Genomic DNA, 17,086 nt, shown 5'->3' on the forward strand with positions numbered 1-17,086 from the left:
TGCGAACTGGTATCAACAAAGGCTGGCGATGATAGCAGACCACGCCTTTGCTGAACACCAATCAACTTCATAGCCCTGATACATTTCATCAATCGGCCTGACGACGCAGGAAGGCCGGGATGTCCAGGTAGTCCAGATCATCTTGCGGATTCATCTTCGCGGCAGCCGCAGCACCGGCCTGAGCCTGGTTGCGCATGACGGTCGGACGGTCCAGGTCACGGTAGTTCACCGCTGGAGCTTCCTGACGAACAGGGGCCTGTTGTTGCGGCTGGGAAGCCATCGACGTGTGAACGGTATTGTCGATGATCTTCACCGGCTTCTCGATTTTAGCGCCTAAACCGGTAGCAACGACAGTCACGTGCAGCTCGTCGCGCATGTCCGGATCGATAACGGTACCAACCTTGACCATGGCGTGCTCGGAAGCGAAGGCTTCGATGATGCTACCCACGTCGGAGTACTCACCCAGGGACAGGTCAGGACCGGCGGTGATGTTCACCAGGATGCCGCGTGCACCTTGCAGGTTCACGTCTTCGAGCAACGGGTTGCGAATGGCCGCTTCGGTGGCCTCGCGTGCACGGTTCGGACCGCTGGCGCAGCCAGTGCCCATCATCGCCATGCCCATTTCGCTCATCACGGTACGTACGTCGGCAAAGTCGACGTTGATCATGCCCGGGCGCTTGATGATGTCGGAGATACCGCGAACGGCACCGGCCAGTACATCGTCAGCCTTGGCAAAAGCCGACAGCAGGCTGGCGTCTTTACCGAGGATGGTCAGCAGCTTCTCGTTGGGAATGGTGATCAGCGAGTCGACGCTTTCCGACAGCAGGCGGATGCCTTCATCGGCGATCTGCATGCGCTTGCGGCCTTCGAACGGGAACGGACGGGTCACCACCGCAACGGTGAGAATCCCCATTTCCTTGGCCACTTCGGCAATGATCGGCGCAGCACCGGTACCGGTACCACCGCCCATGCCTGTGGTGATGAACACCATGTTGGTGCCCTGCAGGACTTCGGCAATGCGCTCACGATCTTCGAGAGCGGCCTGACGACCTACTTCAGGGTTGGCGCCGGCGCCCAGACCTTTGGTCACGCCGGTACCCAGTTGCAGGATGGTCCGCGCGCCAATGCTCTTGAGCGCCTGGGCATCAGTGTTGGCGCAGATGAATTCAACGCCTTCAATGTTGCTCTTGACCATGTGATTCACGGCGTTGCCGCCGCCACCGCCTACACCGATAACTTTAATTACCGGGCTTGCGGGGATGTTGTCTACGAGTTCGAACATTTTCCCTCTCCTTTACGTTCTCTAGTTTTTTCGCCTACTGCCTGTATCTACAACGGTGTTGCGGTGTTGCGGTAAATCTTAGAAATTTCCCTGGACCCAGCTCTTGATACGATCGAGCAAGGCGCCTTTGGGTTCTTCGTTGCTGTAGCTGTCGCGGCTGCCGATACCCGAGAACGAGATGCCGTCGGATTGCTTCTGCAGGCCGTACATCAACAGGCCAACGCCAGTGGAATAAATCGGGTTGCGCACCACGTCATCCAGACCTTTCACGCCGTGAGGCACGCCCAGGCGCACTGGCATGTGGAAGATTTCCTCGGCCAGTTCGGTAGCGCCTTCCATCTTCGCCGTACCGCCGGTCAGCACGATGCCGGCCGGGATCAGGTCTTCGTAGCCACTGCGACGCAGCTCGGCCTGGATCAGCGTGAACAGCTCGTCGTAACGCGGCTCGACCACTTCGGCCAGGGCCTGACGGGACAGCTCGCGCGGCGGACGGTCGCCGACGCTCGGGACCTTGATGGTTTCACCGGCGCCCGCCAGTTTGGCCAGGGCACAGGCGTAGCGGATCTTGATTTCTTCGGCGTACTGGGTCGGGGTGCGCAACGCCATGGCGATGTCGTTGGTCACCTGGTCGCCCGCGATCGGGATCACCGCGGTGTGGCGGATCGCGCCTTCGGTGAAGATCGCGATGTCGGTGGTACCGCCACCGATGTCCACCAGGCACACACCCAGTTCTTTCTCGTCGTCGGTCAGGACCGAATAAGCCGAAGCCAGTTGCTCGAGAATGATGTCATCGATTTCCAGGCCGCAGCGACGCACGCATTTTTCAATGTTCTGTGCGGCGTTGACGGCGCAGGTGACCACATGGACCTTGGCTTCCAGGCGCACACCGGACATGCCCAGGGGCTCGCGGACGCCTTCCTGGTTATCGATCACGTAATCCTGCGGCAAGGTGTGCAGCACCCGCTGGTCAGCCGGGATCGCCACGGCCTGGGCAGCGTCGAGCACTCGCTCAAGGTCGGCGGAGCTGACTTCGCGATCACGAATCGCCACGATGCCGTGGGAGTTCAGGCTGCGGATATGATTGCCAGCCACACCGACAAACGCCGAGTGGATGCGGCAACCGGCCATCAGCTGCGCTTCTTCGATGGCGCGCTGGATCGACTGCACGGTGGACTCGATGTTCACCACCACGCCCTTCTTCAGGCCGCGGGATGGATGGGTGCCGATCCCGACGATTTCCAGCGTGCCGTCGTCCGCGACCTCGCCGACCAGCGCGACCACCTTGGAGGTGCCGATATCGAGACCGACGATCATTTTGCCGCTTTGCACGTTTGCCATGGGGTCCTGCCTCTCTTAATTCTTCGCGACAGCCGGTTGGGCTATCGTCGGCGCTACTGGTTCCCGCCAGCCAACAGCGAGGCCGTTGGCGTAGCGCAGATCGATGCGCGCAATGTTCGTAATCTGCTCTTTGAGCGTCTTGTCATAGATGGCAATGAAACGGCGCATCTTTTCCACCAGGTTGCCGCGTCCCAGCAGCAGCTCGATCCCGGGCCCGGCACTGCCAGGTCCGGTCGTCAGGAACCAGCTGCCTCGCTCACGCAACTCCAGGCGCGCAATCGAGAAGCCCAAAGGCCTGAGCAACTGGCTCAGTACCTGGTATTGCTGCATCACTTGCTGTTGGGCCCGCTGTGGACCGAACAACTGCGGCAAGTGTTCGTAATTGGCCAGCTCGCGCGGGGTAAAGGCCTGCCCCTGGTTGTTCAGCAGCGATTCTTCGCCCCAACGGGCCACCGGCAGTTGTTCCTCCAGGCGAATCACCACCTGATCCGGCCACACCCTGCGCACTTCGGCATGAGCAATCCATGGCATCGTTTCAAGCTCGGTGCGCATGCTCGCCAGGTCGATGGTGAAGAAGCTCGACGCCACGTATGGGGCGATTCGCTGCTGCACTGCCTGCTGGCTGATGTAGCTCAGGTCGCCCTGCACGTTGATCTTGGTGATCGGCCGGTCCGCATACGGCAGCAGCCGCTGCGCACCTTCGTAAGTACCGAACCCCAACGCGACCAGCAGCACTGGCCAGAACAGGGCTTTGAGAAAACCGAAGTTGGCTTTCGGCAGGCGCGCGGACATCGGCTCTTTGGCCACCATTCGGCTGGCACCCCGCGGCACCGGCTTGCGGCCGGTCGGTGCGGTAGGCTGATGACGAAGCTGTGCGCCTTGCATGGTCTTAACCTCGCGGCTCTTGCTTGCCGAAGCTCTCGGCCAGAATGGCCAGAACCAATTGCTGGAAATCCAGACCGGCAGCACGGGCCGCCATCGGCACCAGGCTGTGATCGGTCATGCCCGGTGTTGTGTTGACTTCCAGGAACCAGAACTGCCCTTCGGCGTCCTGCATCACGTCCGCCCTGCCCCAACCGGCGATACCCAACGCTTCACAGGCTTTCGCCGTGAGGTCCATGAGTTCCTTTTCCTTGGCGCTGTCCAGGCCGCACGGAATGCGGTACTGGGTATCGTTGGCGATGTACTTGGCGTCGTAGTCGTAGAAACTGTGCGTCGTGCCCAGGGCGATTGGAGGCAACACCTGGTCACGCAGGGTGGCGATGGTGAACTCCGGACCTTGAATCCATTGCTCGACCAACACTTGCGAATCGTAGGTACTGGCCGCTTTCCAGGCGTCGATCAATTCAGACGCGGAACTCACTTTGGCCATCCCGATACTTGAACCTTCATGGGCCGGTTTGACGATCAAAGGGAAGCCCAGTTCCGTCGCCGCCGAAATACAATCGGCTTCGCTGCTCAGCACCGCATGACGTGGCGTAGGAATGCCCAGGCTGTGCCAGACCTGCTTGGTGCGCAGCTTGTCCATGGCCAGCGCCGAGGCGAGGATGCCGCTGCCGGTGTAGGGAATCCCCAGGCACTCGAGCAGGCCCTGCATGCTGCCGTCTTCACCGCCACGACCGTGGAGGATGATGAAGGCGCGGTCGATCTTTTCGTCCAGCAGACGCTGCAGCAGGTCATCGCCGACGTCGAGGCCGAACGCGTCCACGCCTGCGCTTTGCAGCGCATCGAGAACGGCGTTGCCGGACTTCAGGGACACTTCGCGCTCGGCACTCTTGCCGCCGAACAGCACGGCGACGCGGCCGAAGTCTTTCGGCGCGACGGTGCTGACGAGGTTGGCGTACGCAGCAGTCATTTCAACTTCCCCTTGACCGGTGCGACAACGGCACCGGCGAACAACTCACTCTTCAACAGTTTCGGTGCGAGACCGCCGATATCACCGGCGCCCTGGCACAGCAGGATGTCGCCGGCACGCAACAGCGGCTTGACCAGCGGCGCGAGGTCGACACCGCGCTCGATGTAGATCGGGTCGAGCTGGCCGCGCTGGCGGATGCTGTTGCACAGCTTGCGGCTGTCGGCGCCGGGGATCGGTTCTTCACCGGCCGGATAGACTTCCATCAGCAGCAGGACGTTGGCGTCGGCCAGTACATTGACGAAGTCGTCGTACAGGTCGCGGGTACGGCTGTAACGGTGCGGCTGGTAGACCATCACCAGGCGACGCTCCGGCCAGCCACCGCGCACGGCCTTGATCACCGCGGCGACTTCGGTCGGGTGGTGACCGTAGTCGTCCACCAGCATCACCTGGCCACCGTCCACCGGCAGTTCGCCGTAGACCTGGAAGCGTCGGCCCACACCCTGGAACCCGGACAGGCCCTGGACGATGGCCTCATCGCTGACGCCCTCGTCGGTGGCAATGCAGATAGTTGCCAGGGCGTTCAATACGTTGTGGTTGCCCGGCATGTTCACCGACACGTCCAGTGGCTCGCGGTCGGGGCGCAGCACGGTAAAGAACGTCTGCATGCCTTGCTGGCGCACATTGATGGCACGCACGTCGCAGTCTTCGCCGAAGCCGTAGGTGACGGTCGGACGCTTGACCTGCGGGAGGATTTCACGCACCACCGGATCGTCCAGGCACACCACCGCCAGGCCATAGAACGGCAGGTTGTGGAGGAACTCGACGAAGGTTTTCTTCAGTTTGTTGAAGTCACCGCCGTAGGTCGCCATGTGGTCGGCGTCGATGTTGGTGACCACGGCCACCAGCGGCTGCAAGTGCAGGAAGCTGGCGTCGCTTTCGTCGGCTTCGGCGATCAGGTAGCGGCTGGTGCCGAGCTGGGCATTGGTGCCCGCGGCATTCAGGCGGCCACCGATGACGAACGTCGGGTCCAGGCCACCGGCGGCGAACACCGAGGCGATCAGGCTGGTGGTGGTGGTTTTGCCGTGGGTACCGGCAACGGCGATGCCGTGGCGATAACGCATCAGCTCAGCCAACATTTCTGCCCGTGGCACGACCGGAATACGACGTTCCAGCGCGGTGGCGACTTCCGGGTTGGAAGTGTTCACGGCACTGGACACCACCAGCACGTCGGCAGCGGCAGCGTTCTCGGCGCGGTGACCGATGAAAATCTGCGCGCCGAAAGATTCCAGGCGCTCGGTGACCGGAGAAGCCTTGAGGTCGGAACCGGACACTTCGTAGCCCAGGTTCAACAGCACCTCGGCAATCCCGCACATGCCCACGCCGCCGATACCGACGAAGTGGATGCGACGGATGCGGCGCATTTCCGGTTGCGGCATGGCTTTCTGATTCTCAACCATGGGCCACCTCCAGGCAGGTATCGACCACGTTACGGGTGGCATCGGGTTTGGCCAGGCGGCGGGCCGCAGTGGCCATCTCGTTGAGTCGTTGTGGTTGCATCAGGACCTCTGTCAGGCGCGCGGCAAGATCCGCTGCACCGGTCGTTCTTTGCGGCATCAGGAAGGCTGCGCCTTCACGGGCCAAATAATCGGCGTTGCGGGTCTGGTGATCGTCGATCGCGTGGGGCAACGGCACCAGCATCGAGGGCAGACCGGCGGCAGCCAGTTCACTGATGGTCAGCGCACCTGCGCGACATACCACCAGGTCGGCCCAGCCATAGGCTTGGGCCATGTCTTTGATGAAAGGCTGCACCTGCGCCTCTACGCCAGCCGCGCGATAGCGCTCTGCAGTCACTTCATCGTGGTTTTTGCCGGCCTGATGGAACACTTCCGGACGCAAGTCGACGGCGACTTGCGACAGGGCTTCAGGCAGCAACTTGTTCAACGGCTCTGCGCCCAGGCTACCGCCCAGGATCAGCAAACGCGCCTTGCGACCCGCCAGGGCGGTCCGCGGTGTTTCGAGGAACAGCTCGGTGCGCACCGGGTTACCGGTGGTCCGTCGGCTGCTCGACAGGGTAAAGGTGTCGGGGAACGCTTCACAGACTCGGGCGGCCAACGGCACCAGCAACCGATTGGCGGTACCGGCCACGGCGTTCTGTTCGTGAACGATCACCGGCACTCCGGCCAGTTTGGCTGCGACACCGCCTGGACCGGTCACATAACCACCAAAGCCCACCACGCAAGCCGGCTGCAAACGACGAATGATCGCCCGCGCCTGCCAGACCGATTTGAGCAACATGAACGGCGCCTTGAGCAGGGACAACTTGCCCTTGCCACGCAAACCGCTGGCGTTGATCCGATGCAGTTCGATACCGGCCGCCGGAACCAGCTCGTTCTCGATACCCCGCGGCGTGCCGAGCCAGTGCACGGTGTAACCGCGGGACTGGAATTCGCGGGCACAGGCCAGCGCCGGGAACACATGCCCCCCCGTGCCGCCAGCCATGATCAACACATTAGCGCCCATGGTTCGGCTCCTCGGCGAAGTCGCTCTCATGGAACTCCATCTCTTCGCTGCCCAGGTGGGTTCGACTCTCCCACTCGATGCGCAGCAACAAGCCGAGACAGGCACAGCAGATCACCAACGAACTGCCGCCATAGCTGAGGAACGGAAGCGTCAGGCCCTTGGTCGGCAGCAGGCCGACGTTCACGCCGATGTTGATCAGGAACTGACCGATCCACAGGAATGACAAACCGTAGGCGACATAGGCGGCGAAGAACTGCTTGGCTTTCTCGGCCCACAAGCCGATGTACATGCCGCGAATACAGACGAAGACGAACAGCGCCACCGTACACAGCGAACCCACGGCACCCAGCTCTTCGGCCAGGACCGAGAACACGAAGTCCGTGTGGGCTTCCGGCAGGTAGAACTGTTTCTGCACACTGTTACCCAGGCCAACGCCCAGCCATTCGCCGCGACCGAAAGCGATCAATGCCTGAGACAATTGATAGCCGGCGCCGAACTGGTCAGCCCACGGGTCGGCAAAGTTGGTCAGACGCGCCATTCGATAGGGCTGCATCTGGATCAACAACACCACCGCGCCGACAGCCAGCACAACCATCAAGGAAAAGCGGAACAGCCCGACCCCGCCGAGGAACAGCATCGCCGCCGCAGCACCCATCATCACGACGGTGGCACCGAAGTCCGGCTCCATCAGCAACAGGCCCGCCATCGGCAGCAGCACGATGAATGGCTTGAAGAAACCCATCCAGCTTTCACGCACTTCTTTCTGGCGACGCACCAGATAACCGGCGAGGTAGATCACCACGAACACCTTGGCGATCTCGGAAGGCTGGACGTTGAAAAAACTGAAGCCGATCCAGCGCATCGAACCGTTCACCTCGCGGCCGATCCCCGGAATGATCACCATCACCAGCAAACCGAAGGCACCCAGCAGCATCAACCAGCCCAGGCGTTGCCAGGTGGCGATCGGAATCATCATGGTGACGATGCAGGCACCCAGGCCCAACACCGCGTAGATAAGGTGGCGAATCATGTAATACAGGGCGCTGCCCGACTGGACCGCCGCCACTTCGGTGGAGGCCGATGCAATCATGACCAGCCCCAGGCCGAGCAGCGTCAGGCAACCGGCGAGCATCGGGAAGTCGAGGTCGATACCGCGCCCGGTGATGAGCGGCGATGGGTACGGCTTGATGATGCCTCGAAGACTCATGCCAGTTCCTCCACTGCTTGGACGAACTGGTGACCACGGTCTTCGTAGTTCTTGAACATGTCGAAACTGGCGCACGCCGGCGACAGCAGCACCACGTCGCCTGGCTGCGCAGCGGCGCGGCATTGCTCGACAGCCTCGACCAGGGAGCCTGCACGAATCAGTGGAACGGCATCGCCAATGGCCTGGCCGATCTTGTCGGAGTCGCGACCCATGAGGATCACGGCGCGGCAGTTGGCCGCCACCGGATCGCGCAGGTCCTTGAATTCGGCGCCCTTGCCGTCGCCGCCGGCGATCAGCACGACCTTGCCGTCGATGTCCGCACCCAGGCCTTCGATGGCCGCCAGTGCGGCGCCCACGTTGGTGGCTTTGGAGTCGTTGTAATAACCCACGCCATCCAGCTCACGCACCCATTGGCAACGATGCTCGAGCCCGGCGAAGGTGCGCAGGGCCGACAGCATGGCGTCGAACGGCAAGCCGACGGCGTGACCGAGTGCCAATGCCGCCAAGGCGTTGGATTGGTTATGGGCGCCGCGAACTTTCAGTTCGCGCACTGGCATCAGGTTCTGGAATTCGAAGGCCAGGTACTTCTCACCGTCTTCTTCGCGGATACCGAATGCCTTGAAGTCAGGCTTGTTCAGGCCGAAGGTCCAGCACGGCTGGCCCTCACCCATCAGCGGCCGGCTCAGGGCATCCTGGCGGTTGACCACGAACTGCCGTGCACCACGGAAAATCCGGTGCTTGGCCAGGTGATAGGCCGGCAGGCCGCTGTAGCGGTCCATGTGGTCTTCGCTGATGTTGAGCACGGTCGCCACTTCGGCGTTGAGTTGATCGGTGGTTTCAAGCTGGAAACTCGACAACTCCATCACGTACAGCTCGACGTCGTCGCTGAGCAAGTCCAGTGCTGGCGTACCCAGGTTGCCGCCGACGGCCACTCGCTTGCCCGCCGCAGCCGCCATCTCGCCGACCAGGGTGGTCACGGTGCTTTTCGCGTTGGAACCGCTGATGGCCACGATCGGCGCCTTCGCGTTACGCGCGAACAGCTCGATGTCACCGGACAATTTCACGCCACGGGCAGCGGCGGCCTGCAGGGCCGGGGTCGCCAGTGCCAGGCCGGGGCTCACATAGAGCTCGTCGGCACGGCACAGGAACTCGACGTCCAGCTCGCCACAACGCACTTCCACCTGCGGGTAGTCACGCTTGAGCGTGGCCAGTTCCGGTGGGTTTTCCCGCGTATCGGCCACCGCAAACGCCACGCCCCGGTTCGCCAGGAAGCGAACCAGGGACATGCCGCTCTTGCCGAGGCCGACAATGATGCGGAAGTGGTCAGACGCGATCAGGGACACGAGTTATTACCTCAGTTTCAGGGTGGCAAGACCGATCAGCACGAGAATCACGGTGATGATCCAGAAGCGGACAATCACGCGTGGCTCGGGCCAGCCCTTGAGTTCAAAGTGGTGGTGAATCGGTGCCATGCGGAACACACGGCGACCGGTCAGCTTAAAGGAAGCAACCTGAATGACGACTGACAGGGTTTCCATCACGAACACGCCGCCCATGATGAACAGGACGATTTCCTGACGGACGATCACCGCGATGGTGCCCAGGGCCGCGCCCAGCGCCAGCGCGCCGACGTCACCCATGAAAACCTGCGCAGGGTAAGTGTTGAACCACAGGAACCCGAGGCCCGCACCAATCAATGCGCCGCAGAACACGATCAGCTCGCCCGCGCCCGGCACGTAAGGGATGAGCAGGTATTCGGCGAATTTCACGTTACCCGACAGGTAGCAGAAGATCCCCAGGCCACCACCAACCATCACGGTCGGCATGATCGCCAGGCCGTCGAGGCCATCGGTCAGGTTGACCGCGTTGCTCGAACCGACAATCACGAAATAGGTCAGGACGACGAAACCTGCACCCAGGGCAATGCTGTGATCCTTGAGCATCGGCAGGATCAGCGTGGTTTCAACCGGCGTCGCCGCGGTCATGTAAAGAAAGATCGCCGCGCCCAGGCCGAACACCGACTGCCAGAAATATTTCCAGCGACTCGGCAAGCCACGGGAGTTTTTCTCGATCACTTTGCGGTAGTCGTCGACCCAGCCAATGGCCCCGAACAACAGGGTCACCAACAGAACGACCCAGACATAACGGTTGGTCAGGTCAGCCCACAGCAGGGTGCTGACACCGATCGACGACAGAATCAGCGCGCCGCCCATGGTCGGGGTGCCGGACTTGGACAGGTGCGATTGTGGACCGTCGTTGCGAACGGACTGGCCGATCTGACGGTTCTGCAGGGTGCGGATCATCCACGGGCCATAACACAGCGACAAGACCAGCGCGGTCAGTACACCGAGAATCCCGCGCAGGGTCAGGTACTGGAAGACCGCGAAGCCTTTGTAGAACTGTTGCAGATACTCCGCTAGCAGCAGCAGCATTAATGTTTCTCCGGACTGGTCCCACACAAAGCGGCAACGATGTTTTCCATCGCAGCGCTGCGCGAGCCCTTGATCAAAATGGTGGTGTTTGTGTCTTGCTCGGCCCCAAGGGCCTTGATCAGTTCAGCCTGCGTGCTGAAGTGAAAGGCTTGTGGTCCGAAGGCGTTGACGGCGTGAACCATCATCGGCCCGACGGCGTACAGCGCAGAAACCTTGCCACGGGCGTACTCGCCCACGTCGCGGTGCCCCTGCTGTGCCCAGTCGCCCAACTCGCCGATATCCCCGAGCACCAGAACGGTGCGACCGGAAAAGCCGGCCAGTATATCAACGGCAGCGCACATGGAGGTGGGGTTCGCGTTATAAGTGTCATCGATCACGCGCATGCCATTGCTGGCCAATTGCGCGACAGTGCGACCCTTGACCGGTTGCACCGCACCGAGGCCGGTGGCGATGCCGAACAGCGACACACCCAGGGCATGGGCGGCAGCCGCAGCGGCCATGGCGTTGGCGACGTTATGGGTGCCGAGCAGGTTCAGTTGAACGCGCTCCACACCTTCCGGCGTGTGCAGGTTGAACGCCGGGCAACCGCGAGCGTCGCGGTCCAGATCGCTGGCATAAAAATCAGCGCTGACATTGCTCAGGGCGAATGTCAGAACCTTGCGCTCGCCGGCACGGGTCTTCCAGATGTCAAAAGCCTTGTCGTCCAGGTTGAGAACGGCGACACCATCGGCGCCCAGCCCTTCAATGATCTCGCCCTTGGCTTCGACGATTTTTTCCGGCCCGCCAAACTCGCCAACGTGGGCGGTCCCGGCATTGTTGAGAATGGCCACATGGGGTTTGGTCATGCCCACGGTGTAGGCAATTTCACCCAGGCGCGAAGCGCCGAGTTCGATCACGGCGGCGGTGTGTTCCGGCGCCAGTTCGAGCAGGGTCAGCGGCACGCCGAGGTCGTTGTTCAGGTTGCCACGGGTGGCCAGCACCGGACCGCGGGTACGCAGGATGCTCGCGAGCATTTCCTTGACCGTGGTCTTGCCGCTGGAGCCGGTGATGGCGGCGACCGGATGGGTGAACGCCGCACGATTCAGCGCGCCCAGTTGCCCCAAGGCCTGGCGGGTATCGGCCACCAGCAATTGCGGCAGCGTGCTGTCGGCCACTTCGCGCTCGACCAGGGCTGCCACGGCACCTTTGGCCGCGACTTCATTGAGGTAGTCATGGCCATCGAAGCGTGGACCGGCCAAGGCAATGAACAGCTGGCCCGGCTTGATCGCGCGACTGTCGATGCTGACACCGTCGAAGCTCGCATCAGCGGCGATCAACCGTGCATTCAGCGCGCCGGTCAGTTCGCTCAGTTTCAAGGCTTTAAGCATGGGCCACCTCCCACGCAGTCAAGGCATGATCGGCCTCGACCAGATCGGAAAAGGCATGGCGCTCGCCGTTGATTTCCTGATAGTCCTCATGACCTTTACCGGCCAGGACAATCACGTCATCCGCCGACGCACCGGCGATCAACTGGGCAATCGCCTGGCCACGGCCGGCAACGAAAGTCACTTTATCCACAGCGGTGAAGCCGGCACGGATGTCGTCGAAAATCACTGACGGGTCTTCAGTGCGCGGGTTGTCGTCGGTGACCAGCACGCCATCGGCCAGACGCTCGACCACTTCGGCCATCAGCGGACGCTTGCCCCGATCGCGGTCGCCGCCACAGCCGAACAGGCACAGCAGCCGACCTTTGACGTGAGGGCGCAGGGCTGTCAGGACTTTTTCCAGTGCATCCGGGGTGTGGGCGTAATCGACCACCACCAACGGTTGGGTGCCTCCACCCAGGCGCTGCATGCGCCCGGCCGGGCCTTCGAGTTTCGGCAGCACCTTGAGAATTTCATCCAGTGCGTAATCCAGACCGAGCAAGGCGCCAACCGCCGCCAACACGTTGCTCAGGTTGAAACGACCTAGCAACGTGCTGCGCAGATGGTGTTCGCCCTGGGGCGTGACCAGCGTGGCACGCACGCCTTCGTCGTCGAACTGCGCCTGGCGGCAATAGAGGTAAGCGCTGCTGTCGAGCAGGCTATATGTGATCAGCCGAGATTCGCGTTTGTCAGCGGCCAGTTGCCGGCCGAACTCGTCGTCGAGGTTGACCACCCGGCATTTCAGATCGTCCCAGGCAAACAGCCGCGCCTTGGTTTCGCCATAGGCCTGCATGGTGCCGTGGTAATCCAGGTGGTCGCGGGACAGGTTGGTCATCACGGCCACATCGAATGCCAGCGCGGTGACCCGGCCCTGATCCAGACCATGGGACGAGACTTCCATGGCAACCGCCTTGGCCCCGGCCTTTTTCAGGTCGCCCAAGGTCGCTTGCACCGCAATCGGGTTCGGCGTGGTGTGCAGGCCGCTTTCCAGCGCGCCATGGAAACCGCAGCCGAGGGTGCCGACAATGCCGCAGTGCTGGCCAAGCAGATCCAGCGCCTGGGCCACCAGTTGGGTCACGCTGGTCTTGCCGTTGGTGCCGGTCACGCCCACCAGTTTCAGGTGATGGCTCGGCTCGCCATAAAAGCGCCCGGCGATGTCCGACAATTGCGCTGCCAGCCCCTTGACCGGAATCAGCGGCACTTCAGTGATCGGCAGCACTGTGGCGCCTTCTACTTCATAAGCCACGGCCGCAGCGCCGCGCGCAAGCGCATCGGCAATGTGCGCACGGCCATCGAATTTGCCGCCCGGCACCGCGAGGAACAAGTCACCCGCGCGTACGTTGCGACTGTCCAGCGCCAATTCACGGATCAACAGATCGTGACCGGCGTGGGGGAAAATCTTGTTCAGGCTCAAAGACATCAGCCGCGCCCTCCATTGGCTTTCAGTGGAACGACCGGCGTTGCGTTCGCTTGTTGGGTAGGTGGCAGGTTGTCCGGGGTGACGTTCATCAGACGCAGGGTGCCGGACATCACGCGGCTGAACACCGGCGCAGACACCAGGCCCCCGAAGTAACCGGCCTTGGTCGGTTCGTCGATAACCACCACGATGGCGTAACGCGGATCGCTCATCGGGCCGAAACCGGCGAACAGCGAGCGGTAGGAATTCTCGGCATAACCTTTGGTGCCGACCGACGTTTTACGCGCAGTACCCGACTTGCCGCCCACGTGATAGGCCGGCACCTGCGCACGGAATACACCGCGCGGCGCTTCGATCACTTGCTGCAGCATGCCTTGCATGGTTTTCGCGACTGCTTCCGGCAGCACCTGGGTGGTCTGCGGCGCCTTGTCGGTTTTGATCAGCGTCAGTGGCGCGAGGCGACCGTTGTTGGCCAGCGCCGAGAACGCGTGGACCAACTGGATCGCCGTCACCGAAACACCGTAGCCGTAAGACAGGGTGGCGGTTTCAGCCTTGCGCCATTCGCGGTAGTTCGGCAGGTTGCCGACACGCTCGCCCGGGAAGCCGAGGCCGGTATCCTGGCCGAGACCGACTTTCTGTGCGAGACGGTAAATCGTCTCGCCACCGATATCGAACGCGATCTTGCTCATGCCGACGTTACTGGAGTTGATCAGGATGCCGGCCAGGTCGAGCACCGGACCTTCGGACTTGGATACGTCCTTGATGGTGTATTTACCAATCTGCAAGGAGCCCGGATACACCTCGACAGTGTCGCTCGGTTTCCAGCGCCCGGTTTCGATGGCGGCGCTCATGGAGATCGCCTTCATGGTCGAGCCCGGTTCGAACACGTCGATCATCGCGCGGTTACGCATCATCGCCGGTTGCAGGTTGCGGCGGTTGTTCGGGTTGTAGGTCGGCTGGTTGACCATGGCGAGGATTTCGCCGGTCTTCACGTCCATGATCACCAGGCTGCCGGCCTTGGCGCCGTTCTCGATGATCGCGTTGCGCAACTCGCGGTTGGCCAGATATTGCAGGCGCAGGTCAATGGACAACGCCAAGGGCTTTCCGGCCTTGGCGTTTTTGGTGACTTGGACATCCTTGATCAACCGGCCGCGCCGGTCCTTGATCACCTGCCGTTTGCCGGGGACCCCGGCCAGCCATTCATCGTAGGCAAGCTCGACGCCTTCGCGTCCGTGGTCATCGATGTCGGTAAAGCCGACCATATGGGCGGTGACCTCACCAGCCGGGTAGAAACGGCGGAACTCTTCGATCCCGTAGACACCCGGCACTTTCAGGTCGAGTACGGCCTGGCCTTGCTCAGGCGTCAGCCCACGCACCAGATAAATGAATTCCTTGCTGGCTTGCGCCTCAAGGCGCTCGGCCAGGGCTTTGGGGTCTTGCCCCAGCGCAGCAGCCAGTGCTGGCCACTTTTCCTTGGCCAGTTGCATTTCCTTGGCATTGGCCCACAGGGTGGTGACCGGGGTACTGACGGCCAAAGGTTCGCCATTACGGTCGGTGATCAGGCCACGGTGAGCCGGAATCGGAATATGCCGAACGCTGCGCGCATCGCCCTGGCCTTTGAGGAAGGCACGGTCGACCACTTGCAGGTCAATGATGCGCCAGGCGATCGCCGCCACCATGACACCGAGCAGACCCAGCACCAGGCGGAAGCGCCATGGAAAAAGAGCGCCTTCGAGTTTCATCATGGCGCCACCATCTGCACTTCGGCGGCGCCGGGAATGCGCATTTTCAGCTGTTCGGTGGCCAGCACTTCGATACGGCTATGGGCGGTCCAGGTGCTTTGTTCAAGAATCAAGCGACCCCATTCGGCCTGCGCCTTGTCGCGCACGCTCAACTCGCCGTACAGCGCGTTCAGCAACTGGCGGTTCCAGTGTGCGCTGTAGGACACGCCAATAGCCGACACGAGCACGCCAACGAACAACAGCAGCATGAAAAAGCTTCCGCCGGGCAGTGGCTTGGCGAAAAGCTTGCTCACCGCAGCTTCTCCGCCACACGCATGACAGCACTACGGGAACGTGGGTTGGCCTTCAGCTCGGCGTCGGAGGCCGTCTGTGCTTTGCCATGGATTTTGATTTTCGGTTCGAATGCGACGTGTCGAACCGGCAGGTTGCGTGGCAGGTTGTCGGCTTCGCCTTTGACCAGCTTGCGCATGAACAGCTTGACGATGCGATCTTCCAGCGAATGGAAGCTGATGACCACCAGGCGACCGCCCACTTCCAGGCTCTCCAGCGCCGCTTCGAGGCCGGCTTCCAAATCGCCCAGTTCGTTGTTGACGTGAATGCGCAGGCCCTGGAAGGCACGGGTTGCCGGGTTCTTGCCCTTTTCCCAGGCCGGATTCGCAACTTTCAGGACTTCAGCCAGATCGGCGGTGCGTTCGAACGGTTTGATATCGCGACGTTCGGCCACGGCACGGGCCATGCGCCCGGAAAAACGCTCTTCGCCGTATTCCTTGAACACCCGGGCGATTTCTTCCACGGGCGCGGTATTGACGAATTCGGCAGCGCTGATCCCGCGGGATGGATCCATGCGCATGTCCAGCGGACCATCGTTGAGGAAGCTGAAACCGCGCTCAGGATCATCCAGCTGTGGCGAAGAAACGCCAAGGTCCAGCAACACACCGCTGACCTTGCCGTTCATGTCGCGCGCGGCAACTTCCGCACCCAGCTCGGCAAAGCTACGCTGTACAACGACAAAGCGGCCGTCTTCGGCCGCTAGCGTCTGCCCGGTGGCAATCGCTTGAGGGTCTTTGTCGAACCCGAGCAACCGACCATCGGGACCGAGCTGGCTGAGGATCAACCTGCTGTGTCCGCCGCGTCCGAACGTGCCGTCCAGATAGCAGCCATCAGGACGTACGGCGAGAGCCTCCACGGCTTCGTCAAGCAGTACGGTGATGTGGTTAAAGCCGCTATCTATAGTCACAGGATCAATTCACGCAGTTCGTCAGGCATCGCGCCCGGTTCTTGAATAGCAGCCAGGTCAGCGGCAGCAACCGCATCCCAGGCATCCTCGTCCCACAATTGGAACTTGTTGAGTTGGCCTACCAACATCGCGCGCTTATCCAACTTGGCATATTCACGAAGACGCGGTGGAACCAGAAAACGACCACTGCCATCGAGCTCGAGGTCGACGGCATTACCAATCAGTAAACGTTGCAGACGGCGGTTCGCTTCGTGAAGCGAAGGCAGTGCGCGCAGTTTGGTTTCAATAATTTCCCACTCATCGAGGGGGTAAACACACAAACACGGATCAACGGCATCGATTGTGACGATTAACTGCCCGGAACTACGCGAAACCAGCTCGTCGCGGTACCGGCTCGGCATGGCGAGACGGCCCTTTGCATCAAGACTGATAGCGTTGGCTCCGCGAAACACGTCAGCGTTTCTCCAAATTCTAGCGTTTTTAGCTCAAAAAACCCACTTCATGCCACTTTCCGCCACTTGCGCACACTATAGGAATGCGCCCACCGCACCGTCAAGGCGCGGATTACAGGAAAACCCTTACAGAACTGAGATTTACGAGCATATAGAGGGGAGCAAGCAGGATCAGGCGGCTGAAACCGCCCAATAACTTGA

15 protein-coding genes are annotated in these 17,086 nt (G+C 61.6%); all 15 read right to left on the bottom strand.

Features of this window, described 5'->3' with window-relative positions; all coding sequences use genetic code 11:
• Positions 1 to 88: 88 nt before the first annotated feature.
• The gene (ftsZ, locus tag ACA054_RS26985; RefSeq protein ID WP_110751612.1) at positions 89 to 1,282 is read right to left on the bottom strand and encodes a cell division protein FtsZ; all 1,194 of its coding nucleotides are present in this window, start codon (positions 1,280 to 1,282) and stop codon (positions 89 to 91) included.
• A gap of 78 nt (positions 1,283 to 1,360) precedes the next feature.
• Complete coding sequence (gene ftsA, locus ACA054_RS26990; RefSeq protein WP_034149519.1) at positions 1,361 to 2,620, bottom strand: cell division protein FtsA; 1,260 nt, start codon at positions 2,618 to 2,620, stop codon at positions 1,361 to 1,363.
• A 15-nt stretch (positions 2,621 to 2,635) separates the two neighbouring features.
• Entirely contained in the window at positions 2,636 to 3,505 is an 870-nt protein-coding gene (locus tag ACA054_RS26995) for a cell division protein FtsQ/DivIB (RefSeq protein WP_497686943.1), read from the bottom strand.
• 4 nt (positions 3,506 to 3,509) lie between these two features.
• Positions 3,510 to 4,475: a D-alanine--D-alanine ligase gene (locus ACA054_RS27000; protein WP_497686944.1), complete on the bottom strand. Its 966-nt coding sequence runs from the start codon at positions 4,473 to 4,475 to the stop codon at positions 3,510 to 3,512.
• A complete protein-coding gene (gene murC, locus ACA054_RS27005; protein ID WP_497686945.1) occupies positions 4,472 to 5,932 on the bottom strand; it encodes a UDP-N-acetylmuramate--L-alanine ligase in 1,461 nt (486 codons plus the stop codon). The genes ACA054_RS27000 and murC overlap by 4 nt, the downstream gene beginning before the upstream one ends.
• Positions 5,925 to 6,995: an undecaprenyldiphospho-muramoylpentapeptide beta-N-acetylglucosaminyltransferase gene (gene murG, locus ACA054_RS27010; RefSeq protein WP_497686946.1), complete on the bottom strand. Its 1,071-nt coding sequence runs from the start codon at positions 6,993 to 6,995 to the stop codon at positions 5,925 to 5,927. Before murG ends, murC begins: the two co-directional genes overlap by 8 nt.
• Entirely contained in the window at positions 6,985 to 8,202 is a 1,218-nt protein-coding gene (ftsW, locus tag ACA054_RS27015) for a putative lipid II flippase FtsW (protein ID WP_497686947.1), read from the bottom strand. The genes murG and ftsW overlap by 11 nt, the downstream gene beginning before the upstream one ends.
• Positions 8,199 to 9,545, bottom strand: coding sequence for a UDP-N-acetylmuramoyl-L-alanine--D-glutamate ligase (gene murD / locus ACA054_RS27020; protein WP_497686948.1), 1,347 nt, complete (start codon positions 9,543 to 9,545; stop codon positions 8,199 to 8,201). Before murD ends, ftsW begins: the two co-directional genes overlap by 4 nt.
• A gap of 6 nt (positions 9,546 to 9,551) precedes the next feature.
• The gene (gene mraY, locus ACA054_RS27025) at positions 9,552 to 10,634 is read right to left on the bottom strand and encodes a phospho-N-acetylmuramoyl-pentapeptide-transferase (protein WP_497686949.1); all 1,083 of its coding nucleotides are present in this window, start codon (positions 10,632 to 10,634) and stop codon (positions 9,552 to 9,554) included.
• Positions 10,634 to 12,001, bottom strand: coding sequence for a UDP-N-acetylmuramoyl-tripeptide--D-alanyl-D-alanine ligase (locus ACA054_RS27030; protein ID WP_497686950.1), 1,368 nt, complete (start codon positions 11,999 to 12,001; stop codon positions 10,634 to 10,636). The genes mraY and ACA054_RS27030 overlap by 1 nt, the downstream gene beginning before the upstream one ends.
• A complete protein-coding gene (locus ACA054_RS27035) occupies positions 11,994 to 13,457 on the bottom strand; it encodes a UDP-N-acetylmuramoyl-L-alanyl-D-glutamate--2,6-diaminopimelate ligase (protein WP_497686951.1) in 1,464 nt (487 codons plus the stop codon). Before ACA054_RS27035 ends, ACA054_RS27030 begins: the two co-directional genes overlap by 8 nt.
• Positions 13,457 to 15,196 carry a peptidoglycan D,D-transpeptidase FtsI family protein gene (locus ACA054_RS27040; protein WP_497690380.1) on the bottom strand — a complete coding sequence of 580 codons (1,740 nt, stop codon included), beginning with the start codon at positions 15,194 to 15,196 and terminating at the stop codon, positions 13,457 to 13,459. Before ACA054_RS27040 ends, ACA054_RS27035 begins: the two co-directional genes overlap by 1 nt.
• A complete protein-coding gene (ftsL, locus tag ACA054_RS27045; protein ID WP_497636504.1) occupies positions 15,196 to 15,489 on the bottom strand; it encodes a cell division protein FtsL in 294 nt (97 codons plus the stop codon). The genes ACA054_RS27040 and ftsL overlap by 1 nt, the downstream gene beginning before the upstream one ends.
• Positions 15,486 to 16,433 (bottom strand): 16S rRNA (cytosine(1402)-N(4))-methyltransferase RsmH, encoded by a 948-nt coding sequence (gene rsmH / locus ACA054_RS27050; protein ID WP_497686952.1) that lies wholly within the window; start codon positions 16,431 to 16,433, stop codon positions 15,486 to 15,488. Before rsmH ends, ftsL begins: the two co-directional genes overlap by 4 nt.
• Positions 16,430 to 16,885: a division/cell wall cluster transcriptional repressor MraZ gene (gene mraZ / locus ACA054_RS27055; RefSeq protein ID WP_033040298.1), complete on the bottom strand. Its 456-nt coding sequence runs from the start codon at positions 16,883 to 16,885 to the stop codon at positions 16,430 to 16,432. Before mraZ ends, rsmH begins: the two co-directional genes overlap by 4 nt.
• Between the last annotated feature and the right edge of the window lie 201 nt (positions 16,886 to 17,086).

The organism is Pseudomonas sp. LBUM1653, from assembly GCF_059716115.1.

Excerpts from the sequence above, each read along its gene's own strand:
- ftsZ (WP_110751612.1), bottom strand. The coding sequence starts at position 1,282 with ATGTTCGAACTCGTAGACAACATCCCCGCAAGCCCGGTAATTAAAGTT.
- ftsA (WP_034149519.1), bottom strand. The coding sequence starts at position 2,620 with ATGGCAAACGTGCAAAGCGGCAAAATGATCGTCGGTCTCGATATCGGC.
- ACA054_RS26995 (WP_497686943.1), bottom strand. The coding sequence starts at position 3,505 with ATGCAAGGCGCACAGCTTCGTCATCAGCCTACCGCACCGACCGGCCGC.
- ACA054_RS27000 (WP_497686944.1), bottom strand. The coding sequence starts at position 4,475 with ATGACTGCTGCGTACGCCAACCTCGTCAGCACCGTCGCGCCGAAAGAC.
- murC (WP_497686945.1), bottom strand. The coding sequence starts at position 5,932 with ATGGTTGAGAATCAGAAAGCCATGCCGCAACCGGAAATGCGCCGCATC.
- murG (WP_497686946.1), bottom strand. The coding sequence starts at position 6,995 with ATGGGCGCTAATGTGTTGATCATGGCTGGCGGCACGGGGGGGCATGTG.
- ftsW (WP_497686947.1), bottom strand. The coding sequence starts at position 8,202 with ATGAGTCTTCGAGGCATCATCAAGCCGTACCCATCGCCGCTCATCACC.
- mraY (WP_497686949.1), bottom strand. The coding sequence starts at position 10,634 with ATGCTGCTGCTGCTAGCGGAGTATCTGCAACAGTTCTACAAAGGCTTC.
- ACA054_RS27030 (WP_497686950.1), bottom strand. The coding sequence starts at position 12,001 with ATGCTTAAAGCCTTGAAACTGAGCGAACTGACCGGCGCGCTGAATGCA.
- ACA054_RS27035 (WP_497686951.1), bottom strand. The coding sequence starts at position 13,457 with ATGTCTTTGAGCCTGAACAAGATTTTCCCCCACGCCGGTCACGATCTG.
- ACA054_RS27040 (WP_497690380.1), bottom strand. The coding sequence starts at position 15,196 with ATGAAACTCGAAGGCGCTCTTTTTCCATGGCGCTTCCGCCTGGTGCTG.